This is a genomic window from Acerihabitans sp. (assembly GCF_036398755.1).
Taxonomy (GTDB): domain Bacteria; phylum Pseudomonadota; class Gammaproteobacteria; order Enterobacterales; family Enterobacteriaceae; genus Acerihabitans.
Genome location: NZ_DASWOM010000045.1, coordinates 1 through 20,531, shown reverse-complemented (window position 1 = coordinate 20,531; position 20,531 = coordinate 1). Strand labels below are relative to the sequence as shown.

Here is a 20,531-nt window from a genome sequence, read left to right as displayed (position 1 = left end):
GGTCTCATGAAAAGCACAAGTCCGTTAAATTTACCCTACGTCTGGGCCATTTGCCTGGTGGCCGCCTGCGGCGGCCTGCTGTTCGGTTATGACTGGGTGGTGATAGGCGGCGCCAAGCCGTTCTATGAAGCCTATTTCGGCATTACCAATCCGGCGCAATCCGGCTGGGCGATGAGTTCCGCCCTGGCGGGCTGCGTGGCGGGCGCTATCGCCTCCGGCGCCCTGTCCGAGCGGTTTGGCCGCAAGTTGCCCCTGCTGCTGGCGGCGGTCATGTTCACCGTATCGGCGTTTGGGGCGGCGATGGCGCATAACTTCTCGCTGTTCGTGGCCTTCAGGATTATCGGCGGCATCGGTATCGGCCTGGCGTCGGCGTTATCGCCGATGTATATCGCCGAAGTCAGCCCGGCGGAAAAACGCGGTATATTCGTCGCGGTCAATCAGCTGACCATTGTTATCGGGGTGCTGGCCGCCCAGTTGGTGAATCTGATGATTGCCGAGCCGGTGGCGGCGCATGCCGGGATGGCGGAAATCGCGCAGTCCTGGAATGGCCAGATGGGCTGGCGCTGGATGTTCGGCTCCGGCGCGGTGCCGGCGGTGGCGTTTTTGCTGTTGCTGTTCATGGTGCCGGAGTCGCCGCGCTGGCTGGTGAAAGTCGGGCGATTTGACAAGGCGGAGCGGGTGCTGGCCAAAATCGGCAACGCCGACTACGCCCGCACCATGCTGGCGGAGATCCGCCGGTCCATGGCCGGGGACGACACCCGCCGGGTTCGCTTGCCGCAGTTGTTCACCCGTCGGGTGCGGCCGGTGATGATCATCGGCATCGTATTAGCGGTATTCCAGCAATGGTGCGGCATTAACGTGATATTCAATTATGCGCAGGAAATTTTCGCCTCCGCCGGGTTCGATATCAACGATACGCTGAAATCCATCGTGGCGACCGGCCTTATCAACCTGATCTTCACCATCATCGCCCTGCCGCTGGTGGATAAGCTGGGCCGCCGCAGGCTGATGCTGCTGGGGGCGCTCGGGCTGACCATCATCTACGGCCTGATCGCCGCCGCCTACGCCTTGGGTATTCTGGGCCTGCCGGTACTGTTGCTGGTATTGGTGGCCATTGCCATTTACGCCTTGACGCTGGCCCCGGTCACCTGGGTGCTGCTGTCGGAAATCTTCCCCAACCGGGTACGCGGCATGGCGATGGCGGTCGGCACCTTTTCCCTCTGGGTGGCCTGTTTCCTGCTGACCTACACCTTCCCGTTATTAAACGCCGCGCTGGGCGCGTCGGGCAGTTTCCTGCTGTACGGTATCATCTGCCTGGCGGGTTTCACTTTTATCTGGCGCAATGTGCCGGAAACCAAAGGCGTGACGCTGGAGGCGCTGGAACAGCGCTTCGGCGACCAGGCGGAGCGGGATTATGAACAGCATCACGCTAAGTAACGACGCGCTGGTCCTGCGGTGCAGGCCGCGGGGTGGGGCGCTGTTAAGCCTGGCCACCCGCGGCGGCATCGATATCCTGCGCCCGGCCGCGCATGCCCTGGCGCCGCCGGGGGAATGTTCCTTATTCCCGATGCTGCCGCTGGCGAACCGGGTGGAAGGCAATGCGTTCACCTGGCGGGGACGGCTGGTGACGTTTCCCCCTTCGCCCTCTGACCCACGGTTTTTTTTACATGGCGACGGGTGGCAGGCGGACTGGACGCTGGAGCAATGTTCACCCGACGCCGTGGTATTTTCCCTGGCCGGCGCGCTGCCGGGCGTTTATCGTTATCAGGCGCGACTGGGCTACGCTTTGCGCGGCAATGCCCTGCTGGCGACGCTAAGCATTACCAACACCGACGCCGGCCCGTTTCCCTTCGGGCTGGGGTTTCATCCCTTTTTTTGCAAAAATCCCGCCACCACGCTGTCGTTCCAGGCCCGGGGTTATTGGCCGGAGCGCGCGCATCACCTGCCGGCGGCCTGGCGGGAGGCGGTGCCCGTCGGCTGGGATTTTTCCACTCCCCGTTTACCGGGGGAGGGGTGGATCAATAATGCGTTTTCCGGCTGGACGGGAAGGGCGGTGTTGCATGATGCCGGCAGCGGCGCCGCCGTTACAATGGAAAGCGCGACGGATATCCTGCTGGTCTATCAGCCGGAAAATAGCGATTTCATCTGTCTGGAACCCCAAACCCACCCGGTCAACGCCCATAACCAGCCCGGCCTGCCGGGCTTGACGGTGCTGGCGCCGGGCGGCACCCTGCGGTTTGCCATGCGAATCGGCCGGGAGGAGACGACGGCGCCGGGGTAACCGGGCCGGCGGCGCTACTCCGCCGCCTCGCCTCGTTTGCGCCACAGGCTCATGCGGCTGATGCCCAACGCGTTCGCCACCTTGTCCTGATTGCCCTGATACAGCGCCATATAATAGGCGATCACTTTTATTTCCGCGTCCTGGACCACCGCCTTGAGCTGGCCGCGCGTCAGGTCGATGCGCAGGCGCCCGGCATCCACGGCATTGCCGGCGTCGGCACCCTGGCCGCCCTGAATCACCGCAACCAGACCGGGGAAGGGCAAAAGGTCGATATCGCCCTGGTCGATTCCGTCGTCGCCAGCCTGGAAATCATTACGCAGATTTACCTGACCGAAGGCCGCATACCCGAACGCATCGGCAACCGCTATGAATCATGCTACCCCTACGACACCTTCGAGGCCAAGAATGGCGATGTCGTTATTGCCGCCGCCAACGACAAGCTCTGGCGCCTGGTGGCGCGGGTTATGGCGCAGCCGGAGCTGGCGGAGCGCGATGAATTCAAAACCAATCCCCTGCGGGTGCAAAACCACGCCCGGCTGAAGGCCATCATGGAAGCCTGGACCCGCCGGCTGGACGTCGACGATATCGTGAATCAAATGCTGGCCGCGGGGGTGCCCGCCGCGCCGATCAATAATATCGATCAGTTAATCGCCGATCCGCATATCGCCGACGCGCGTGAAATGTTTGTCGATATAGTCCACCCCATTGCCGGCAAGCTCAAACTCACCGGTTCGCATATCAAACTGAGTAAAACCAAAACCGGCCTGCGTACCCCGTCTCCGCTCCTGGGGCAACATAATGCCCAAGTGTACGGCGAGATCCTGGGTTTAAGCGGCGCCGATATCGAGCAGCTTACCCGGGAAGGTGTGTTATGAATCACCACCAGGCCATAACCGATGGGCCGGGGTTGCGTTTGGCCCGGCCCACGCCCGTGCGGATTACTGAAATCTGCCCGCGCGACGGCTTTCAGAATATCAAGGCGTTTATCCCCACCGCGGTCAAAATCGCCATAATCGATCGGCTGATCGCCGCCGGCGCCCGGACGCTGGAGATTACCTCCATGGTGAGTCCCAAGGCCATACCGCAGATGGCGGACGCCGCGGACATTATTGACCATGTGTCCAGCCACCATCCCCAGGTGACGCCGGTGGTGCTGGTGCCTAACCTGAAGGGGGCGCAGCGGGCCCACCGGCAAGGCATCCGCCATGTCAGCTATGTCGTCTCGGTGAGCCCGGCGCATAACCGGGCCAACATTAACCGCACTCACGACGAATCGCTGGCGGATCTGGCGGCGATTGTGGCCGAATTCCCCGATATCCAGGTGGTGTTGACGCTGGCGACGGCGTTTGGCTGCCCGTTTATCGGCGCGACCAGTACCGCGGTGATGCTGTCGCTGATTGACGCGGCGGTGAAGATGGGTATCCGGGGCATTACGCTGTGCGACGCCATCGGCGTGGCCAACCCGCTTCAGACCGAGCGGGTGCTGCAGGCGATCCGGGCCGCGTTCCCGGCGCTTGATATCGGGATGCATATGCACAATACCCATGGCATGGCGTTGGCCAATATGCTGGTCGGGTTGGCGCTGGGCATCACGCGCTTTGAGACCGCCAACGGCGGTTTGGGGGGATGCCCGTTCGCTCCCGGCGCGGCGGGCAATATCGCCACCGAGGATGCGGTCAATATGTTTCAGCGCATGGGGTATCAAACCGGATATGACTTAGGCCGGCTTATCGAGTCGGCCAAAACCATCCAACGGCACATTGAACCGAACCTGACCGGAAGTCTCGTCAGGTCGCGGGATTATCGTGAGTTCGACTTCATCGGTTAGCCTGATGGAAAAAGGAACATGCTAATGAATAAAACAATAAAAACGTCTCACTACCGTTGGTGGGTAATGAGCTTTATTTTTGTAACCTACACTGTTGCCAATGCCGATCGCGCCAATATAGGGTTTGCGATCCCCTATATTCAGGATGAGTTTCACTTAAGTAATACCATGGCCGGTATCTTGATAAGCCTGTTTTTCGCCGGCTATGCCATAAACCAGATCCCGGTCGGGTTTTTAATCAGCAAAATCGGGGTGCGTAAATCTTTTACCATTGGCATGTTATTGACCTCCCTTTTTACCGGCATGATGGGACTGGTCAATTCCATCTGGTTCTTAAAAGCCCTGCGCTTTCTGGTCGGGATTTGCGAAGCCCCGGTGGTTATTGGTTCCACGGTGACCATTAATAACTGGTTTCCCGCCAGGGAAAAAGGCACCGCAACCGGTATTTTCCTGGCGGGTTCCAAGGTCGGGCCTCTGATTGTGCCGCCGATTTGCGCCTGGATTATTATCAACTTCGGCTGGCGGGAAATATTTGTCTTCTTCGCGATTCCGGGGATGCTTCTCTCCCTATTCTGGTACTTCATGGTCAATAACCGCCCCGAGGAAAGCCGCTTTGTGTCCGGCGCCGAGCTGCGGTATATCCAGACGGAAACCGCGCCGGTGGAAAAGAAACCGGCGGCCGTCAGGCCGTTCAGGCTCTGCTGGATTGATAAGGTTATCCGCACCCGGCAGGTGACGTTATTGAAAAATTCCAAAGAAGTCTTCGGCTGTTGGGATATCTATGGCGCCGCGTTGGGTTATTTTTTTATGGTGGGCATCGTCAGCGTGCTGATGTCATGGTTGCCCAAATACCTTATCCAGGAAAAGGGGTTCGCCATTATGAACTCGGCCCTGCTGGCGGCCGCGCCCTTCGCCGGCACGGTGCTGGGCAACTTCCTCGGCGGCTGGTTTTCCGACCGGGTGTTGGGCAAACGGCGTAAGCCGCTGATGCTGGTGAGCGCGCTGGTCACCATTTTCAGTATGTACTCGCTGGTCTATGCCCCGGAAAATATGGCGCTGCTCGCCATTTTGCTTTTTGTCACCGGGCTGTTCCTGTCGCTGGGATATTCGGCTTTTTCCGTTTATGCCATGGGACGCACCGATAAAGCAACTTATCCGATTGCCTACGGCGTGATAAATATGGGCGGCCAGTTAGGCGGCATGGTAACACCGTTAATCGTCGGTATTATTCTGGATTACCTGAATTGGAATGCGGTCTTTATTATGCTGGCCAGCAGCTGCGTATTATGTCTTATCTTCGTAATGTCGATAGTTGAACCTCTGCCCGAAGGGGTTGATATCCCGCAAGCCGGCTGGCGGGCGAATAAAGAGGTCAAACTGTAACGCATAACAAGGCGGCCGGCGTGCCGGTCGCCTTTTCCCGCCTACCGGTTGTAATACCCCCGCGCGGCCATTAAGATGCAAACTTGTATTTTTATGTTGCGGCAGGGTTAACAATGAGTGACGCTTACGTTTCAAATGCCGGGATAGCGGCCCCATTAACCATTTATGAAGAAGATTTATCAGTGCGTATTGACGCCTTGCCGGCGTCGGCCGGCCTGTGGCGGTTTATTATTCTGCTGGCCCTGGGCGGTTTTTTCGAGCTGTACGATTTGTTCCAGACCGGGTATATCAGCGGCGGCCTGGTGGCGGAAGGCATTTTCCACACCGGCGCGCAGGGGGTATTCGGCGTTTCCGATCAGGCGGCGTTCGCCTCGGCCACCTTCCTCGGCCTGTTTATCGGCGCCAGCCTGCTCAGTCCCTATGCCGATAGGTATGGCCGCCGGCTGACCTTTATGTTCGCCCTGGCCTGGTACGGCCTGTTTTCCTTGTGTCTGGCCTTCCAGCATCAGGCCGAGTGGATTATTTTCCTGCGTTTTATGGTGGGCGTGGGGCTGGGCATCGAACTGGTCACCATCGACACCTACCTGGCGGAATGGACCCCGGCCGGTCTGCGCACCAGGGCGTTCGCCTTTTCGTTTTTTATCCAGTTTCTTTCGGTGCCGGCGGTGGCGCTGATGTCCTGGTGGCTGGTGCCGCAGACCATTCTCGGCTTGACCGGCTGGCGTTATGTGGTCATCGCCGGGGCGGTGGCCTCAATGGTGATTTGGCTGGTGCGCAAAAAATTACCGGAATCGCCGCGTTGGCTGGTGCAACAGCGGCGCTACCGGGAAGCGCGCGAGGTGATGCTGGCGATGGAACGGCGCTGCGGCATCACCGTCGCCGTGGATTTTCCCCGCCGCGAGCAGGCGCCGGTTACGGCGAAGGTCGGCACCTTCAGGGATATCTGGTCCGCGCCCTATCGCAGCCGGACCCTGATGCTGTCGGTAATGAATTTTTTCCAGGCCATTGGTTTTTTTGGTTTCGGCAATTGGCTGCCGGCGCTGCTGGCGGGCCAGGGAACCACCATGACCCACAGCCTGCTGTATGCCTTTTTCATTACCCTGGCGTATCCGCTGGGTTCCCTGTTATGCAGCCTGTATGCCGATAAAATGGAAAACAAATGGCAAATCGTTTTATCCTGCCTGGTGACCGTTATTTTCGGTTCGCTGTTCGAGCTGCAGAATAATCCGCTGTTGCTGATCGTGTGCGGTTTTATGGTGACCTGGTCCAATGCCTGGCTGACCTACAGCTACCACTCCTACCAATCGGAGGTGTTTCCGACCTTTATCCGCGCCCGCGCCGTGGGATTTTGTTATTCGTTCAGCCGGCTGTCGACGGTATTCAGCAGCATCATTATCGGCCTGCTGCTACAGCATACCGGGGTGGGGGGCGTTATCGCGTTTATCGTGGCCAGCATGCTGATTGTCATGGGCGTGATTGCGCTGTTCGGTCCGAAAACCCGCGGTCTGGATTTGGAAGACATCTGACGCCGCCGGGCGTTGGGCTAATAGGTCGGCAGCCGCTTGCCTTCGACCACCTCGCGCTGGATTTTTTCCACCTGGGCGATATCGATGTCGTCCAGCACCGCGCGGGTTATCGTATTGCTTTTATCAATCACCAGCGAGGCGGAGAACATTTCATTGGTCAATAACGCCATCGCCGACGCGGAGAGCGGCCAGGTCACCAGTTCCTGATGATTAAGGGAGAGGCCGAACGCCGAGGAATGCCACACGGCGACATCGCACGCGCCGCTGATCAAGGCCGCGGGGATATGGGCGTAGCTGACATCCACGTAGGTGTTATCGGGGAACTCCAACTGCGTCAGCATGGCATGGTCAATGGACAGGCGATCGATGCCGACGCGCAAATTCCTGGGCAAGTGTTCGCGCGGCGCGCGGGCCACGACGATGACCGAGTCGTCGGCATAATAACTGCCGGCGGCATAGGTGGTATGAATAAAAAACGCCGGCTTGGCGGCGATGATTTTTTTTGCCGCGTGGGTCGACATCACGGCAATATGGCATAACGCGTCGCTCAGGGCTTTGGAACGCTGCGTGGAGCCGTGGCCGAAGATAAACGAAGAGGGGATGGCGTACTGGTCCAGGGCCGCGCGCAGGCCGGTGGCCAATCCCTGGAACTCCCAGCTCAGCGGCAACGGCATGATGACCGACAGCGGATGGAATCCCGCCATGGTCCACAGGCCCCCCGGGTTTTTTTCAACGATAAACGTGCCCTGCCGCTGTTTGGAGGCCAGGACCACCAGGTTGTCGTTTTGCAATTCCTGCAGCGCTTTCTGGATGGTGCCGGCCCCCACGCCGATGGTCACCCGCAGTTCACCCACGTTGGGCAGGCGTTCGCCGATTTTCCTTGCCAAAATGATTTGGGCGACCATCTCGGTCGCCCGTTGCTGCGGGGATTCCACATCGCCTCTAACGCGAGGCGATGCCAGAGGTTCAGCTTTTAGGTTCATATCTTTTAAGGTACACCTCTATTTTCCGTTCACGTGCGAAGATGGACACCAGGATACAGCCCAACAGGCAGATCCCGGCGGCGGTAAAGAATACCAGCGTCCAATTCCCCGTGCGATCGATGATTTCACCCGCGACAATCGGCGAGATAATTCCCGACAGGTTGGCGATGGCATGGACAAAGCCCATGACGCCGCCCAGACGCCGGCTGGGAACTATATCGCCAATGATAGCAAAATATTGCGCCCCGGTAATATAAAGGGAGAAGACCACCCCCGACATTAACAATACCGCGCTCAGCGTACTGCCGACATAGGTAATAAACGCGAACTGGATGGCGGTCGCCACCAGGCCAATCACGATAACCATGGAACGTGCCGCAATCGGCTTGCCGCTGCGGCGCGCCAGCGCGTCGGAGATAAGTCCGCCGCCGGCAAAACCGATGACGCCGAACACCCAGGGCAGCGAGCCGGCGAAAGCCAGGCCTTTCAGATCGACGCCGCGCACGTCGAACAAATAAATGGGAAACCAGGTCAAGAAGGTGAACAACACCCAGCCATAACCGAAAAACGCCACCGCGGTGGACAGCAGCACCGGCATCCGGCAATAGAAGCCGAGGGACGGCTGTCCTTTTTCATCCGGCGAGACGATGGGCTGGGTCAGCTTTTCCCGCTGTAAATCGATATCCCCCTGCGTTGCCCAGGGATGCAGCTCGGGGCGATCCCGCACCACCACAAACCAGGCGACGGAAATAAAGATGCCGAGGATGCCGAGGATAATAAACGCCCAGCGCCAGTCGGCGACATTAATCAGCGCCACCACCAGGGGGGTGCCGATGGCGCCGCCCAGCGGCGTCGCTCCCTGGGCCAGTCCCATGGCGGTGGACATCTGCCGCTGGGGAAACCAGTTATGCATGGTTTTGGTGGACACCGAGCCTTGGGGGCCTTCACCGAAACCGAACAGGAAGCGGATGATGAACATCAGCACAAAGGTGCTGCCCAGGGCGGTCAGCCCGGTGAACAGCGACCACCAGGCGATGGCGATGCCCATGACATTGCGCGGGCCGTATTTATCCGACAGCCACCCGCCGATAAATGAAAACGGCGAGTAGCTGAAAAAGAAGGCGCTGGCGATTAAGCCGAACTGGGTACCGGTAAGGCCGAGCTCCTTGATGATATGGGGGCCGGCGACGCCGAGGGCGGCGCGGTCGGCGTAGTTGAGCACCAGCACCAGCGCGGTCATGCCTAAAATGATCCAGCGAAGCGTGGCCTTTTTTTGCGATGGCGGCTTGACTTTATTATCTGCGGTCTCGATTGACATAGCGTTGCACCTTGGTTGATTTCACGTTTGACGATGTGATATAAACAATATACAGTAATATGTAAATATAAAACCTGTTATGTCGTCCCTTATGTCAATACTTTGAAGCCACCCACAAATTAAGGATGCTTATGAACAGTCAACACGCCGGCAGTATCGATACGGATTCGGTCATTAACGAGTTGCGTCAGCTTGCGCCTGAATGCGTCATTGACGGCGATCTGGCGGCACGCAAGGCCAGGGCTTACGACCGCTGGCCGATAGCGGCAAAATGGTCGGAGGAAGAACTGAATACCCACACCCCGCTGGCGGTGGTGCGTGTCAGCTCAGCACAAGACGTCGCCCAGGTACTGAAATTCGCCGGCGCGCATCATATCCCGGTGGTGCCGTTCGGCGCCGGCTCAGGGGTGGTGGGCGGGGTGGTGAACCGGCGCGGTTATCTCTGCGTCGATCTTTCCGGCCTGAACGGCAAGCCCGAGCTGGATGCGGAAAACGGCGAAGTGACCGTGCCCGCGGGCGTCCTGGGGGGCGAGCTGGAAAAAATACTTAACGAGGCGGGCCGGCGTTTGCCCCATTACCCGCAGTCCCTGGCGCTGGCAAGCATCGGCGGTCTGGTGGCGACCCGGTCATCAGGCACCTTCAGCAGTAAATACGGCAATATCGAGAATTTTATCACCGCGCTGGAAGTGGTGCTTCCCGACGGCAGCATTATCCATACCCCCAGGTCGCCGCGTTCCTCCACCGGCCCCTCCGTCGCCCAGATGTTTGTCGGCAGCGAAGGTACCCTGGGCATCATTACCTCCGTGACCCTGCGCACCCTGCCGCTGGCCCGGAGCCAACTGTTGCGGGGCGTGGCGTTCAACGGGATCGACAGCGGGCTCAAGGCGGTGCGCCAGCTGCTGGACAGCGGCCTGATGCCGGCGGTGATCCGGTTGTATGACGAAAAAGAAGCGGTGCATATTTATGAAAAAAGCGGCCTCGAACCGGCCGGCCGGGCGTTGCTGGTGCTGGCTTTTGACGGTAACCCGACGGTGGCCGCCGCCGAACAGGCCGAATCCTTGAGCATTACCGCCGCCCACGGGGGCGAAGACCTGGGATCGACGCCCGGCGAAATATGGGAAAAAACCCGCTATGACGCCGGCTGGCTGGATCGCGGCAACGCCGGGGAATTCGATTTTGCCGACGCCATTGAAATCGCCGCCGGCTGGACCACGCTTGCCACCCTGCACGGCAAGGTACTGGGGGCCATCGCGCCTTACGCCGACAATGCCTATGCCCATTTTTCCCATTTTTACAGTAACGGCGGGGCCATCTATTTTATCTTTTTTATTACCGGTAAGAATAAAGAAGACGCGGTGAGCCGCTTTAATCAAGTCTGGGATATCACCATGCGCACGGTGCTGGCCCACGGGGGGTCGATAAGCCACCACCACGGCGTGGGCGAAGCGCGTAAACAGTGGATGGCGCGCGAACATGGCGATAGCCTCAAGGTGCTGGCCAGGTTGAAACAGGCGATGGATCCGCAGGGGGTGCTGTCCCCGAACAAAATGGGATTCGATCAACAACCGGGGGTGACCAAATGAACACCATCAAGCCCATTGCGGTAACCGTCGGCGATCCGGCGGGCACCGGCCCTGAATTAAGCCTCAAGGTCGCCTCCACCGACGCGCTGATGCCGCAAACGCCGTTGGTGCTGGTAGGCTCCGCCGGGCTGCTGCGGCGGGTGGCGGACCATATCGGCCTGGAGGTGGAGATCCGTGTCATCACCCAGGCGCAGGAGGCGAAACGCCAGCCCGGCGTGGTCTGGGTGATGGATGTCCCGCTCGACCATCAGGCGGTGGTGCCGTGCCGCATCAGCCGGATCTGCGGCCAGGCGTCGGTGGACGCCATCGAACTCAGCACCCGGCTGGCGCTGGCGGGGGAAGTGAGCGCCATCTGCTCGGCCCCGGCCAATAAAGAAGCCTTTCATCTGGCGGGGCACAAATTCGAGGGACAGACCGAAATCTTCGCCCACCTCACCAACACCACCGCGTTCCATACCATCATGATTGGCGGTCCGCTGCGCGTCAGCCTGGTGAGCGCCCATTGCTCGCTGCTCGAAGCGGTGGCGCGGGTCAAACAGCCGCGTATCGAACGCATCATGGGGGAGCTGCATCAATCCCTGCGCGAAGAATTCGGTTTTCCCCATCCGCGCATCGGCGTGGCCGGCCTTAACCCCCATGCCGGTGAAAACGGCGTGCTGGGCATGGAAGAAATCGATCATATCAAGCCGGCCCTGGAAGCCTGCCGCCGCAAGGGCATGAACGTCAGCGATCCGCTGGCCGCCGACAGCCTGTTTTACGCGGCGGAACAAGGGGGATACGACGCCATTCTGGCCATGTATCACGACCAGGGCACCATTCCCCTGAAGCGCTTCGGTTATGTCACTTATGCCGTCGGATTGCCTATTATCCGCACCACCGCCGGCCATGGCACCGCCTTTGACATCGCCTGGCAAGGCATCGCCAAGCCGGAACTGCTGTCCCGGGCGATAAAACAGGCTGAAACGCTGGCGGTGAATAAAGCCAGGCACCAGCGCCGGTAAAGGGTAATGGAGAGACTATGTCGGGATCTTTAGTGGGTATCGTGGCCGACGATTTGACCGGCGGGGCCGCCATCGCGGGTGAAATCGCCCGCCCCGGGCAACCGGTTCCCGTCCTGCGGCTGCAGGCCGGTGGTGGTCTGGCGCGGCGCACGCAGGTAGTGGAAACCGGCAGCCGCTACATGCCGGTGGCCGAGGCGGAGCAACGCGTGACGCTGGCGGTGCAACAGATGCAGCGGGCGGGTTTCAGCCTGCTGATGAAAAAAATCGACAGTACCCTGAAAGGCAATGTCGCGGCCGAACTGGCGATATTCGCCCGGGCCGTCGGCCAACGGCTGGTGATTGTGCCGGCCTGCCCGGCCATACGTATTCATGTCCGGGACGGCTTTCAATGGAAATCCGGCCTGCGGGGCATCGATGTTATCGCCCTGGTGGCGCGGGCGCTGGGCTGGTCGCCTTTATCCCTGCCGCTGGCGGTGGTGCGCGCCGGCGAACCGGCGATCGGCGCCTGGCTGGGCGTTACCGATTGTCCGGTAATTATCGCCGATGCGGAAACGCAAGACGATATCCGCCGGATAGTCGGCGGCGCCAGGAATACCGGCGTCAACGCCTTTGCCGGCGTCTACGGCCTGGGCGAGGCGCTGGCCGGATTACCGGGCCGGCCCGACCGGCAACCGCCCGGCCAAGCGTCCCGGCTGGTGGTACTGGTGGGCTCCACGGCCCACGCCACGGTGGAGCAGGTGGACCATCTGATAACGCGGGGCGCGGCGAATATTCCGGTGCGGGTGGCGTCGATTTTTACCGACGGCGCCGAAGCGGAATTACAGCGGATACGGCATGAAATCGCCCAAGCCACCGCCCCGGTGGTGCTGGTGCATACCGACGCCAAGAGCACCGCCGACGATGTCAGTCGCTTTTGCCGCGAACGGGGCTGGAGCGATCGGGATCTGGCCAAAGCCCTGGCGGCGCCTTTTGCCGAGGCGGTGCGCAGCGTGCCGGGCGCCGGCATCATGACGGTCGGCGGCGAAACCACCGGCGCGTTATTCGATATGCTGGGCTGGGACGGTTTGCTGGTCACCGGCGAATTTGCCGCAACCGTGCCTATCGCCGCGCTGCCCGACAGCGGTTACCCCTTTATTTTAACCAAGCCCGGCGCTTTCGGCACCGTCTCGATATTACAGGACGTGGCGGAAAAGATGCTGGACGCCCGACCCAACCACACATAGGAGGTCAGATGCGGTATTTTCCGGGGTTTCGTCTGGATAATAAAATAGCCGTTGTTACCGGCGCCAGCAAAGGGCTGGGGGAAACCATCGCCCATGCGCTGGCGGAATCCGGCGCGACGGTGGCTATTGTCGCCCGCGATAAAGCATTGCTGGAAAAGGTGGCCCGCGCCGCCAAAGACGAATATGGCGGCAATATGTTCCCCTTCCAGGCCGACCTGATCGATGTTCACGGTTTCAACCGGCTGGTATCGCAAATTGAAACCGAGGTCGGCCCCATTGATATCCTGGTGAATAACGCCGGGACCAATATTCAGCAATCGGCCACCGATGTGGATGAGGAGACCTGGGACTATCTTCTCGACCTGAATTTAAAATCGGTGTTTTTTTTGAGCCAGGAAGTGGGCCGGCGCATGCTGGCCGCCAAACGGCCCGGACGCATGATCAATATCGCCTCGCAGATCGGCGAAGTGGGTTTTTACAAACGCTCCGCCTATGCCGCCAGTAAAGGCGGCCTGGTGCATATGTCCAAAGTCATGGCCATCGAATGGGCGGAGCAGGGGATCAGGGTCAACTGCGTCGGTCCGACCTTCGTGGATACGCCCTTGCTGAAAATTGCCTTCCAGGACCGGGAAATCGCCGAAGAAGTGATGCGGCGCATTCCCATCAAGCGCCTGGGCCGGGCCTCGGAGGTCGCCGCGGCGGTGGTGTATCTGGCTTCGGAAGGCGCCGATCTGGTGACCGGCCACCATTTACTGGTGGACGGCGGCTGGACGGCGCAATAGCAAAACCTGACGGAGAATAACATAATGAATATCGGCATGATTGGTTTAGGACAAATGGGCTGGCATCTGGCAAAAAACCTGTCCGCCGCCGGCTATCCGGTGGTGGGGTTCGACCCCAGGCCCGACAGCGGGGAGCGCATGGCGCAGATCAATGTCACGGCGGCGGCATCCCCGGCCAAGCTTGCCGCCGCCACCGACGCGGCGGTGCTGATGGTGCTCAATACCGAACAGGCCGACGCGGCGGTCTGGGGCGAAAACGGCTATGCCGCCGGGGCGGATAAGGGCGACACCCTGATTATCATGAGCAGCCTGTCGCCGGTGTATGTCCGGCAACTGGCCGCGCGGGCCGAGGGTAAATTCCAGGTGCTGGACGCGCCGGTGAGCGGCGGGGTGGAGGGCGCGCGGGCCGCGTCGCTGACCATCATGGCGTCCGGTCCGGCGGCGCTGCAAAGCGCCCTCGGACCGGTATTGCGGGCGATGGGCAAAAACGTGATTAACGTCGGCGTGGACGTGGGGCTGGGGGCGACGATGAAGACCATCAACCAGGCCATGCTGTTCGCCGCCCTGGCCTCCGCCTCGGAAATGGTGGTGGCCGGCGTCAAGGCGGGGCTGGATCCGGATACCATCATCAAGGTGATAAGCATCAGCAGCGGCGGCAGCTGGGCACTGGAGCACCGGGTGCCGCTGGCGTGGCAAACCGACTACGTCAGCGGGGCCACGCTTGCCATCGCGGCAAAAGATATGCGTTCGGCCATTGAACTGGTGGATGATCTGGGCACCTCGGCCACCCTCGCCCGCGAGGTGCTGCGCCTGGTGGATATCGGCATGGCGCGCCATCAGGGGAAAGGGGATGACCCGATGATGGTGGAAATCATCGAACAGTTAAGCGATTTCTATATTAAACCCCGCTCCGTATAACAGGTATTGACGCGGCCGGCCCGGCGGCGCCCGGTCGGCCCGTTCTCCCTAAGCGCGTTAATTGACTATAGATATCATAAATAGTGCGTTAACAGCGGCAAAGCCAGCTGTTAGTCTATTTTGGCTGGGCGTCATATAGTGAGCGTTAACGGCTGATAATACCCCCGCGATATCGTTTAACCTTTAAGCTTTTTTACCTTGAAGATTCTTTGGCACAACGTCGTGAATAATGACGCTGTCCACCGTACGTACCAGGAGAATAATATGGCCGCCGCGCGCATCGTGCATCTCGCCCTTAAGGTCGATGATCTTGATTATGCCACTAAATTTTATGAACAGGTGTTCGGTTTCAAACATATCAAGACGGAGCATAAACGTCAGCATACCTCCCGGCATCTGAGCGACGGACATATTGATTTTACGCTGGTGCATTACGATAACGAAGATCACGCCGAGGCCTTGCTCTCCGGCCCCGGTCCGTGCATCCATCACTATGGCGTGGCGGTGGGCGACCAGGAGGAAATAGCGGAAAAAATCAAGGCATTGGGTGGTGAAATCCTCTCGCCGCCGGGGTCCGGCGCGTTGAAGTTCCGTGCGCCGGACGGCACGCTTGCCGAAATTGTCCAGGAAGGCCGTTATGCCACCGAATAAGTTCTTTATGCTGAGCAAAGGCGTTTTTGTTATGATTTTTACCAACGTGAAAAATATTCTGCTGGCGACCCTGTTCTCGGTTTCATTATCATCCATGGCCCTGTCGGCGGAAAACCTGAAATTAACCGGTGGGGTTTATCAGCAGCTTTACAGCGCGGCTCTCGCCAATAATGAAAAAGAAGTGATTTTTTATTCCCCGGCGAGTCCCGAAGATTCAAAGCTGCTGAGTGAATTATGGAAAACCAATTTCCCGAAAATTCACCTTACCATTGTCGGTAAAAAAGCGCCGGACCTGATTACCCAAATAGAAGCGGAGCGCGCGGCGAAACAATACCGGGCCGATGTGACCACCATGAGCCAGCCTTATGTGGCCGTCATATGGAAACAAAAAGGGTATTATCTGCCTTATAAAGTCTCCACCTTCGACAAACTGGCGCCGGATTATGCTGATGCCGATGGTGCTTATTATTCAATCGGCGTGTATCTGCTGCCGGCCGCCTATAACACCCGCGCCATTGCGGATAAAAGCGGCCTGCCCCATACGCTGGCGGATTTTCTCGACCCGAAATGGAAAGGTAAAATCGTCCTGGCGGATCCCACCACCGCCGGCAATAGCCTGACCTTCTTTCTGGCCCTGTTGCAGACCGGCAAGATCGACTGGTCCTATCTGGAGAAACTGGCCAAGCAAGACGTGATGTTTGTGCGCGGCAATCCTGAAGCCGCGCGGATCCTGGCGTCCGGCGAGCGCAGCGTGTCCCCGATGGTCTCGTCTTTTAATATCCTGACCTCCAGGGATCAGGGCCAGGCCATTGACCTCTACAGCCTGGATGACGGAACGCTGGTGACCCAGCAGCCGAGCGGCATTATGTCCAATCCGCCGCATCCGACGGCGGCCAAACTGCTGCTGGAAGTGCTTACCGACGCCCAGGCCCAGGAACTGCGGGCCGACGCCGGTAAATACTGGCCCACCAATGCCGATGCCGGCTCGGTGGACGGCCTGCCCAAGCTGGCGGCGTTCAAGCCTTATAACGTCGATCTGTCCAGCCTGTCCAACGAGAAGGCCACGCAGGATTTCCTCAGCCGTTTTAATAAAACGTTCGGTCGCGAGTAGCCATGATGAATGATAATCCCGTTTCCCGTCCGGCCCGTCTGGAACTTATCGGGCTGCGCAAGCAACTGGGGGACGTCGCGGTGGTGGACGGGGTCGATCTCAGGGTAAACGAAGGGGAGAGCCTGGTGCTGCTGGGACCGAGCGGCTGCGGTAAAACCACCACCCTGCGCATGGTGGCCGGTTTTATCGAGCCCGATGGGGGTGAAATCCATCTCTCCGGCCGGCTGGCCTCGGGGCGCGGCGCCTTTGTGCCGGTGGAGCGCCGCCAACTGGGCATGGTGTTCCAGAACTATGCCGTCTGGCCCCATAAAACCGTCTATGACAACGTGGCGTTCAGCCTCGCCATCGCCGGGGATAACCGGGCCACCATCCGGCGCAAGGTGGACGAGGTGCTGAAGCTGGTTCACCTCGACGGCCTGGCGCAACGTTATCCCGGCGATTTGAGCGGTGGGCAGCAGCAACGGGTGGCGCTGGCGCGGGCTATTATCGCCGGGCCGAGCCTGCTGCTGTTCGATGAGCCGCTCTCCAATCTGGATGCCGGTTTACGCGAGGAAATGCGCTTTGAACTCAAACGGCTGCATAGCCAAAACGGCATCACCATGTTTTATGTCACCCACGATCAGGAAGAAGCGCTGGTGATAGCGGATCGGATCGCGGTCATGAACAAGGGCCGCATCGAACAGTGCGACGTGCCGGAGGCCATTTACCGCCGGCCCCGTTCGCGCTTTGTCGCCTCCTTCGTCGGCACCACCAATCTTATCGAGGGCACGGTGGCAGGCGTGGATGCCAACGCCCGCCGCCTGCTGGTGCAGTCCGCGCTGGGGGAACCTTTCTGGGCCGCCGGCCCCGACCAGGTCATCACCACCTGCCGCCGCGGCGACGCGGTGGCGGTCTCGGTGCGCCCGGAGTCGGTTTCCCTCGAGCCGAATGCCGCTGGCGGAATGCAAGGCCGGATTGTCGATTCCTCGTTTCTGGGCAGCCGCTACGATGTGATGATTGATGTGGCGGGCCATACGTTACGGGTACAAACGTCGCGGCAGTGGGGCGGCGGCGGCAACGGCGTGACCGTTTCCTTTAATCCCGATGAGGCGTGGGTCATACCATGATGAAATCGAGCATCGCGCCGGCGCCGGAACAGGTTCGCCATTATGCCGTACCCGCCACCCTGGCGCAGAAGGCAACCGGCCGCTGGCGCCGGGTGGCGGCGGAACCGGGAAAAATACTGATCCTTACCGCCGCGTTACTGGTGCTGGGGGCGCTGATCATTTATCCCATGGCAAAGCTGGTGCTGCTGGGAGTCGCCGGCGATAGCGGCATGGCCACCCTGCAGCCGCTGATCAAGGCGTTTTCCGACACCGGCATGACCAAGGCGGCGGTCAATTCCGCACTGCTGGCGGTCAGCGTCACCGGCGGGGCGCTGGCCCTGGGGTTACCCATGGCCTGGCTGGTGTCGCGCACCGACATGCCGGGGAAAACCCTGATCCGCGTCAGCGCCGCCGTGGCCTTCGTGGTGCCCTCGTTTATCACCGTGATCGCCTGGATTTTCCTGGCGGCGCCGAATTCCGGTTACCTGAACAAGCTGCTGTCCGGGCTGTTCGGCACCACCACGCCGCTGTTTAATATCATCAGCTTCAGCGGGCTGGTATTTATTGAAATCGCCCATCTCTATCCTCTGGTGTTTTTCACCGTCTGCGCCGCGCTGGTGAACATCGATCCCGGTTATGAACAGGCCGCCCGCGTGCTGGGCGCCGGCCGGACACGCACCGCCCTCCAGGTCACCCTGCCGCTGGTGAGGCCGGCGGTAGTATCCAGCGCCATCCTGGTGATGCTTGACGCGCTGTCGTCGTTCGGCGCGCCGGCGGCCATCGGCACCATGGCGAATTTTTCGGTGATCACCACCAAAATCTACAAGCTGCTCGCCTTCCCGCCGCATTTCGCCCAGGCGGCGGCGCTGGCGTTGCCCATCGTGGTGTTTACCCTGGCGAGCCTGCTGCTGCAACGGCTGCTGATCCGCGATATCCGCTACCGCACCCTCTCCGGCAAGGCCGGCGCCAAAGCGCTGCCGGTGCGCCTGGGCCGGGGACGCTGGGCGGCGGCGGCCTTTTGCGGCACGGTGTTTTTCATTAGCGCGTTTTTACCGCTGGCGGCCCTGGCGCTGCTGTCGTTATTAACGGCGTTTGGCGACGACGTCACCTTGGCCAATCTGACGCTGGATCATTATGCGATGATCGTGGATTCCACCTTCTCGGTGTTCGACACGGTCAAACACAGCCTGTTCCTGGCCGCGGCGGCGGCGTTTATCTGCATTATCCTCGGCGTGCTGTTTGCCTGGTTTGTGGAGCGGACCACCATCATCGGCCGGGGACTGGTCAGCGCGACGATTTTTGTCGCCTACGGTTTCCCGGCCATTACCTTCGCCGTGGCCGTGATGCTCGGCTACCTGGATTGGTTCTACGGCACCTTCACCATTCTGTTGATAGCCTATGTCGCCAAGCAACTGCCGATTTCATTCGTGCTGTCCCGGTCGGTGCTGAAACAAATCGCCCCGGAACTGGAAGAAGCCGCGCGGGTCGGCGGCGCCGGCTGGCTGCGCACCCTTATCGCCATTACCCTGCCGCTGCTCAAGCCGAGCATGTGGGCCGGGGCGCTGCTGATCTTCGCGTTCGGCTTACGTGAATTGACCATGTCGGCTATTTTGGCGCAGCCTTCCACTCAGGTGATGTCCACCAAGGTGATGGAATATCTGGAAACCGGCGCGGTGGAACAGGCGGCGGCCATGGCGCTGATTATCGTGGTGCTGAGCCTCGGCTCGTTTGTCCTTTACCGGCTGATGTCCGGCCGGAATTTTATCAATGTGAAATAAGCAACGTCCTGGAGCAAAAGCATGGGCACGGTTGACACCACGCGGGGCAAGACCCTGGCGGAAAAAATCTGGGATCGCCACCGGATAGTGGATATCGACGGCGAACAGCTGCTTTATCTGGATAATCTGCTGGTACATGAAGGCTCCAGCCACGCGTTTGAAGCGCTGAACGCCCTCGGCAAGCATGTGTACCGGCCGGATCAGATCATCGCCTGTTCCGATCATTATCTGCCCACCACCGGTCGGGAGCGGGGCGTGGAGGGGATTGCCGATCCGGCGATCCGTAACATGATACTCAGGCTCGGCGAGAATGTTCGCCGGCACGGCATCCGCTATTTCGGTCCCGAGGATCCCAACCAGGGGATTTTGCACGTGGTGGCGCCGGAGCAGGGCATCACCCAGCCCGGCCTGCTGATTGGCGGCGCGGATTCACATACCACCACCCATGGCGCTTTCGGCTGCCTGGCTTTCGGCATCGGCGCCTCCGACGCCCGCCATGTACTGGCCACCCAAACGCTCTGGCTGCGCCGGCCGAAAACCCTGCGGGTGCGGCTGGTGGGCGAAGCGGCCGACTATGTGTCCGCCAAGGATATCAACCTGGCGCTGATTGCGCTGATCGGCGCCGGCGGCGCCCTTGGACATATTATCGAGTATGCCGGACCGGCGGTGACCCGCATGTCCATGGAACAACGCATGACGCTGTGCAACATGGCGGTGGAGGCGGGGGGCCGGGCCGGCATCGTCGCGCCGGATGAAACCACCTATGCCTATCTGCGGGGAAGGCCCTTCGCCCCGGCCGGGGAAAACTGGGAGCAGGCGCTGGCCTACTGGCGTACCTTGCCCTCCGACGAAAACGCGGTATTCGATCGGGAAGTGGTCCTTGATTTGCACAATGTCTCGCCCACGGTCACCTGGGGAACCAGTCCCGAACATGCCCTGGGCATCGACGGCCGTCTGCCCGATCCGGCCACCATCGAGGATGGCGATAAGCGGCAGGAAGTGGCCGCGGCGCTGGACTATATGGGGCTATCCGCCGGCGCCGCGCTGACCGCGATAAAAATCGACCGGGTGTTTATCGGT

The 20,531-nt window shown here is 60.3% G+C and carries 19 protein-coding genes; 16 read left to right on the top strand and 3 right to left on the bottom strand.

Features of this window, described 5'->3' with window-relative positions:
* The first annotated feature begins 6 nt into the window (after window positions 1-6).
* Entirely contained in the window at window positions 7-1,437 is a 1,431-nt protein-coding gene (locus tag VGC33_RS07545; RefSeq protein WP_331120136.1) for a sugar porter family MFS transporter, read from the top strand.
* On the top strand, window positions 1,415-2,281 hold the full coding sequence (locus VGC33_RS07540; protein ID WP_331120135.1) for an aldose 1-epimerase: 867 nt from the start codon (window positions 1,415-1,417) through the stop codon (window positions 2,279-2,281). The genes VGC33_RS07545 and VGC33_RS07540 overlap by 23 nt, the downstream gene beginning before the upstream one ends.
* Before the next feature lie 14 nt (window positions 2,282-2,295).
* Here VGC33_RS07540 and VGC33_RS07535 read toward each other — a convergent pair whose 3' ends face one another.
* Window positions 2,296-2,544 carry a helix-turn-helix domain-containing protein gene (locus VGC33_RS07535; protein ID WP_331120134.1) on the bottom strand — a complete coding sequence of 83 codons (249 nt, stop codon included), beginning with the start codon at window positions 2,542-2,544 and terminating at the stop codon, window positions 2,296-2,298.
* Here VGC33_RS07535 and VGC33_RS07530 point away from each other — a divergent pair.
* The 4 genes from VGC33_RS07530 (at window position 2,440) to VGC33_RS07515 (ending at window position 7,018) form a co-directional block, all read left to right on the top strand.
* Window positions 2,440-3,156 carry a CaiB/BaiF CoA transferase family protein gene (locus VGC33_RS07530; RefSeq protein WP_331120244.1) on the top strand — a complete coding sequence of 239 codons (717 nt, stop codon included), beginning with the start codon at window positions 2,440-2,442 and terminating at the stop codon, window positions 3,154-3,156. The genes VGC33_RS07535 and VGC33_RS07530 overlap by 105 nt on opposite strands.
* Entirely contained in the window at window positions 3,153-4,109 is a 957-nt protein-coding gene (locus VGC33_RS07525) for a hydroxymethylglutaryl-CoA lyase (RefSeq protein WP_331120133.1), read from the top strand. The genes VGC33_RS07530 and VGC33_RS07525 overlap by 4 nt, the downstream gene beginning before the upstream one ends.
* Window positions 4,110-4,133: 24 nt before the next feature.
* Complete coding sequence (locus VGC33_RS07520) at window positions 4,134-5,492, top strand: MFS transporter (RefSeq protein ID WP_331120132.1); 1,359 nt, start codon at window positions 4,134-4,136, stop codon at window positions 5,490-5,492.
* A 113-nt stretch (window positions 5,493-5,605) separates the two neighbouring features.
* Window positions 5,606-7,018 (top strand): MFS transporter, encoded by a 1,413-nt coding sequence (locus VGC33_RS07515; protein WP_331120131.1) that lies wholly within the window; start codon window positions 5,606-5,608, stop codon window positions 7,016-7,018.
* Between the two features lie 17 nt (window positions 7,019-7,035).
* On the opposite strand, the gene VGC33_RS07510 is transcribed toward VGC33_RS07515, so the two are convergent.
* Together VGC33_RS07510 and VGC33_RS07505 are read right to left on the bottom strand one after the other, a co-directional pair.
* A complete protein-coding gene (locus VGC33_RS07510; RefSeq protein ID WP_331120130.1) occupies window positions 7,036-7,923 on the bottom strand; it encodes a YhfZ family protein in 888 nt (295 codons plus the stop codon).
* Between the two features lie 61 nt (window positions 7,924-7,984).
* Window positions 7,985-9,319, bottom strand: coding sequence for an MFS transporter (locus tag VGC33_RS07505; RefSeq protein ID WP_331120129.1), 1,335 nt, complete (start codon window positions 9,317-9,319; stop codon window positions 7,985-7,987).
* 131 nt (window positions 9,320-9,450) lie between these two features.
* Between VGC33_RS07505 and VGC33_RS07500 the strand changes: the two genes are divergently transcribed.
* From VGC33_RS07500 to VGC33_RS07455, 10 genes are all read left to right on the top strand, one after another.
* Entirely contained in the window at window positions 9,451-10,902 is a 1,452-nt protein-coding gene (locus VGC33_RS07500) for an FAD-binding oxidoreductase (RefSeq protein ID WP_331120128.1), read from the top strand.
* On the top strand, window positions 10,899-11,903 hold the full coding sequence (gene pdxA / locus VGC33_RS07495) for a 4-hydroxythreonine-4-phosphate dehydrogenase PdxA (protein ID WP_331120127.1): 1,005 nt from the start codon (window positions 10,899-10,901) through the stop codon (window positions 11,901-11,903). The genes VGC33_RS07500 and pdxA overlap by 4 nt, the downstream gene beginning before the upstream one ends.
* A 17-nt stretch (window positions 11,904-11,920) precedes the next feature.
* Window positions 11,921-13,126, top strand: coding sequence for a four-carbon acid sugar kinase family protein (locus VGC33_RS07490; RefSeq protein WP_331120126.1), 1,206 nt, complete (start codon window positions 11,921-11,923; stop codon window positions 13,124-13,126).
* A gap of 8 nt (window positions 13,127-13,134) precedes the next feature.
* A complete protein-coding gene (locus VGC33_RS07485) occupies window positions 13,135-13,908 on the top strand; it encodes an SDR family NAD(P)-dependent oxidoreductase (RefSeq protein ID WP_331120125.1) in 774 nt (257 codons plus the stop codon).
* Between the two features lie 24 nt (window positions 13,909-13,932).
* Window positions 13,933-14,826 carry an NAD(P)-dependent oxidoreductase gene (locus VGC33_RS07480; RefSeq protein WP_331120124.1) on the top strand — a complete coding sequence of 298 codons (894 nt, stop codon included), beginning with the start codon at window positions 13,933-13,935 and terminating at the stop codon, window positions 14,824-14,826.
* 222 nt (window positions 14,827-15,048) lie between these two features.
* Window positions 15,049-15,477, top strand: coding sequence for a VOC family protein (locus VGC33_RS07475; RefSeq protein ID WP_331120123.1), 429 nt, complete (start codon window positions 15,049-15,051; stop codon window positions 15,475-15,477).
* Window positions 15,464-16,588, top strand: coding sequence for an ABC transporter substrate-binding protein (locus tag VGC33_RS07470; RefSeq protein WP_331120122.1), 1,125 nt, complete (start codon window positions 15,464-15,466; stop codon window positions 16,586-16,588). The genes VGC33_RS07475 and VGC33_RS07470 overlap by 14 nt, the downstream gene beginning before the upstream one ends.
* Window positions 16,589-16,590: 2 nt before the next feature.
* Window positions 16,591-17,694 carry an ABC transporter ATP-binding protein gene (locus VGC33_RS07465; protein WP_331120121.1) on the top strand — a complete coding sequence of 368 codons (1,104 nt, stop codon included), beginning with the start codon at window positions 16,591-16,593 and terminating at the stop codon, window positions 17,692-17,694.
* Entirely contained in the window at window positions 17,691-19,451 is a 1,761-nt protein-coding gene (locus tag VGC33_RS07460; RefSeq protein ID WP_331120120.1) for an ABC transporter permease, read from the top strand. Before VGC33_RS07465 ends, VGC33_RS07460 begins: the two co-directional genes overlap by 4 nt.
* A gap of 21 nt (window positions 19,452-19,472) precedes the next feature.
* Window positions 19,473-20,531 (top strand): aconitase family protein (locus VGC33_RS07455; RefSeq protein WP_331120119.1); only part of this gene is annotated, 1,059 nt, incomplete at its 3' end.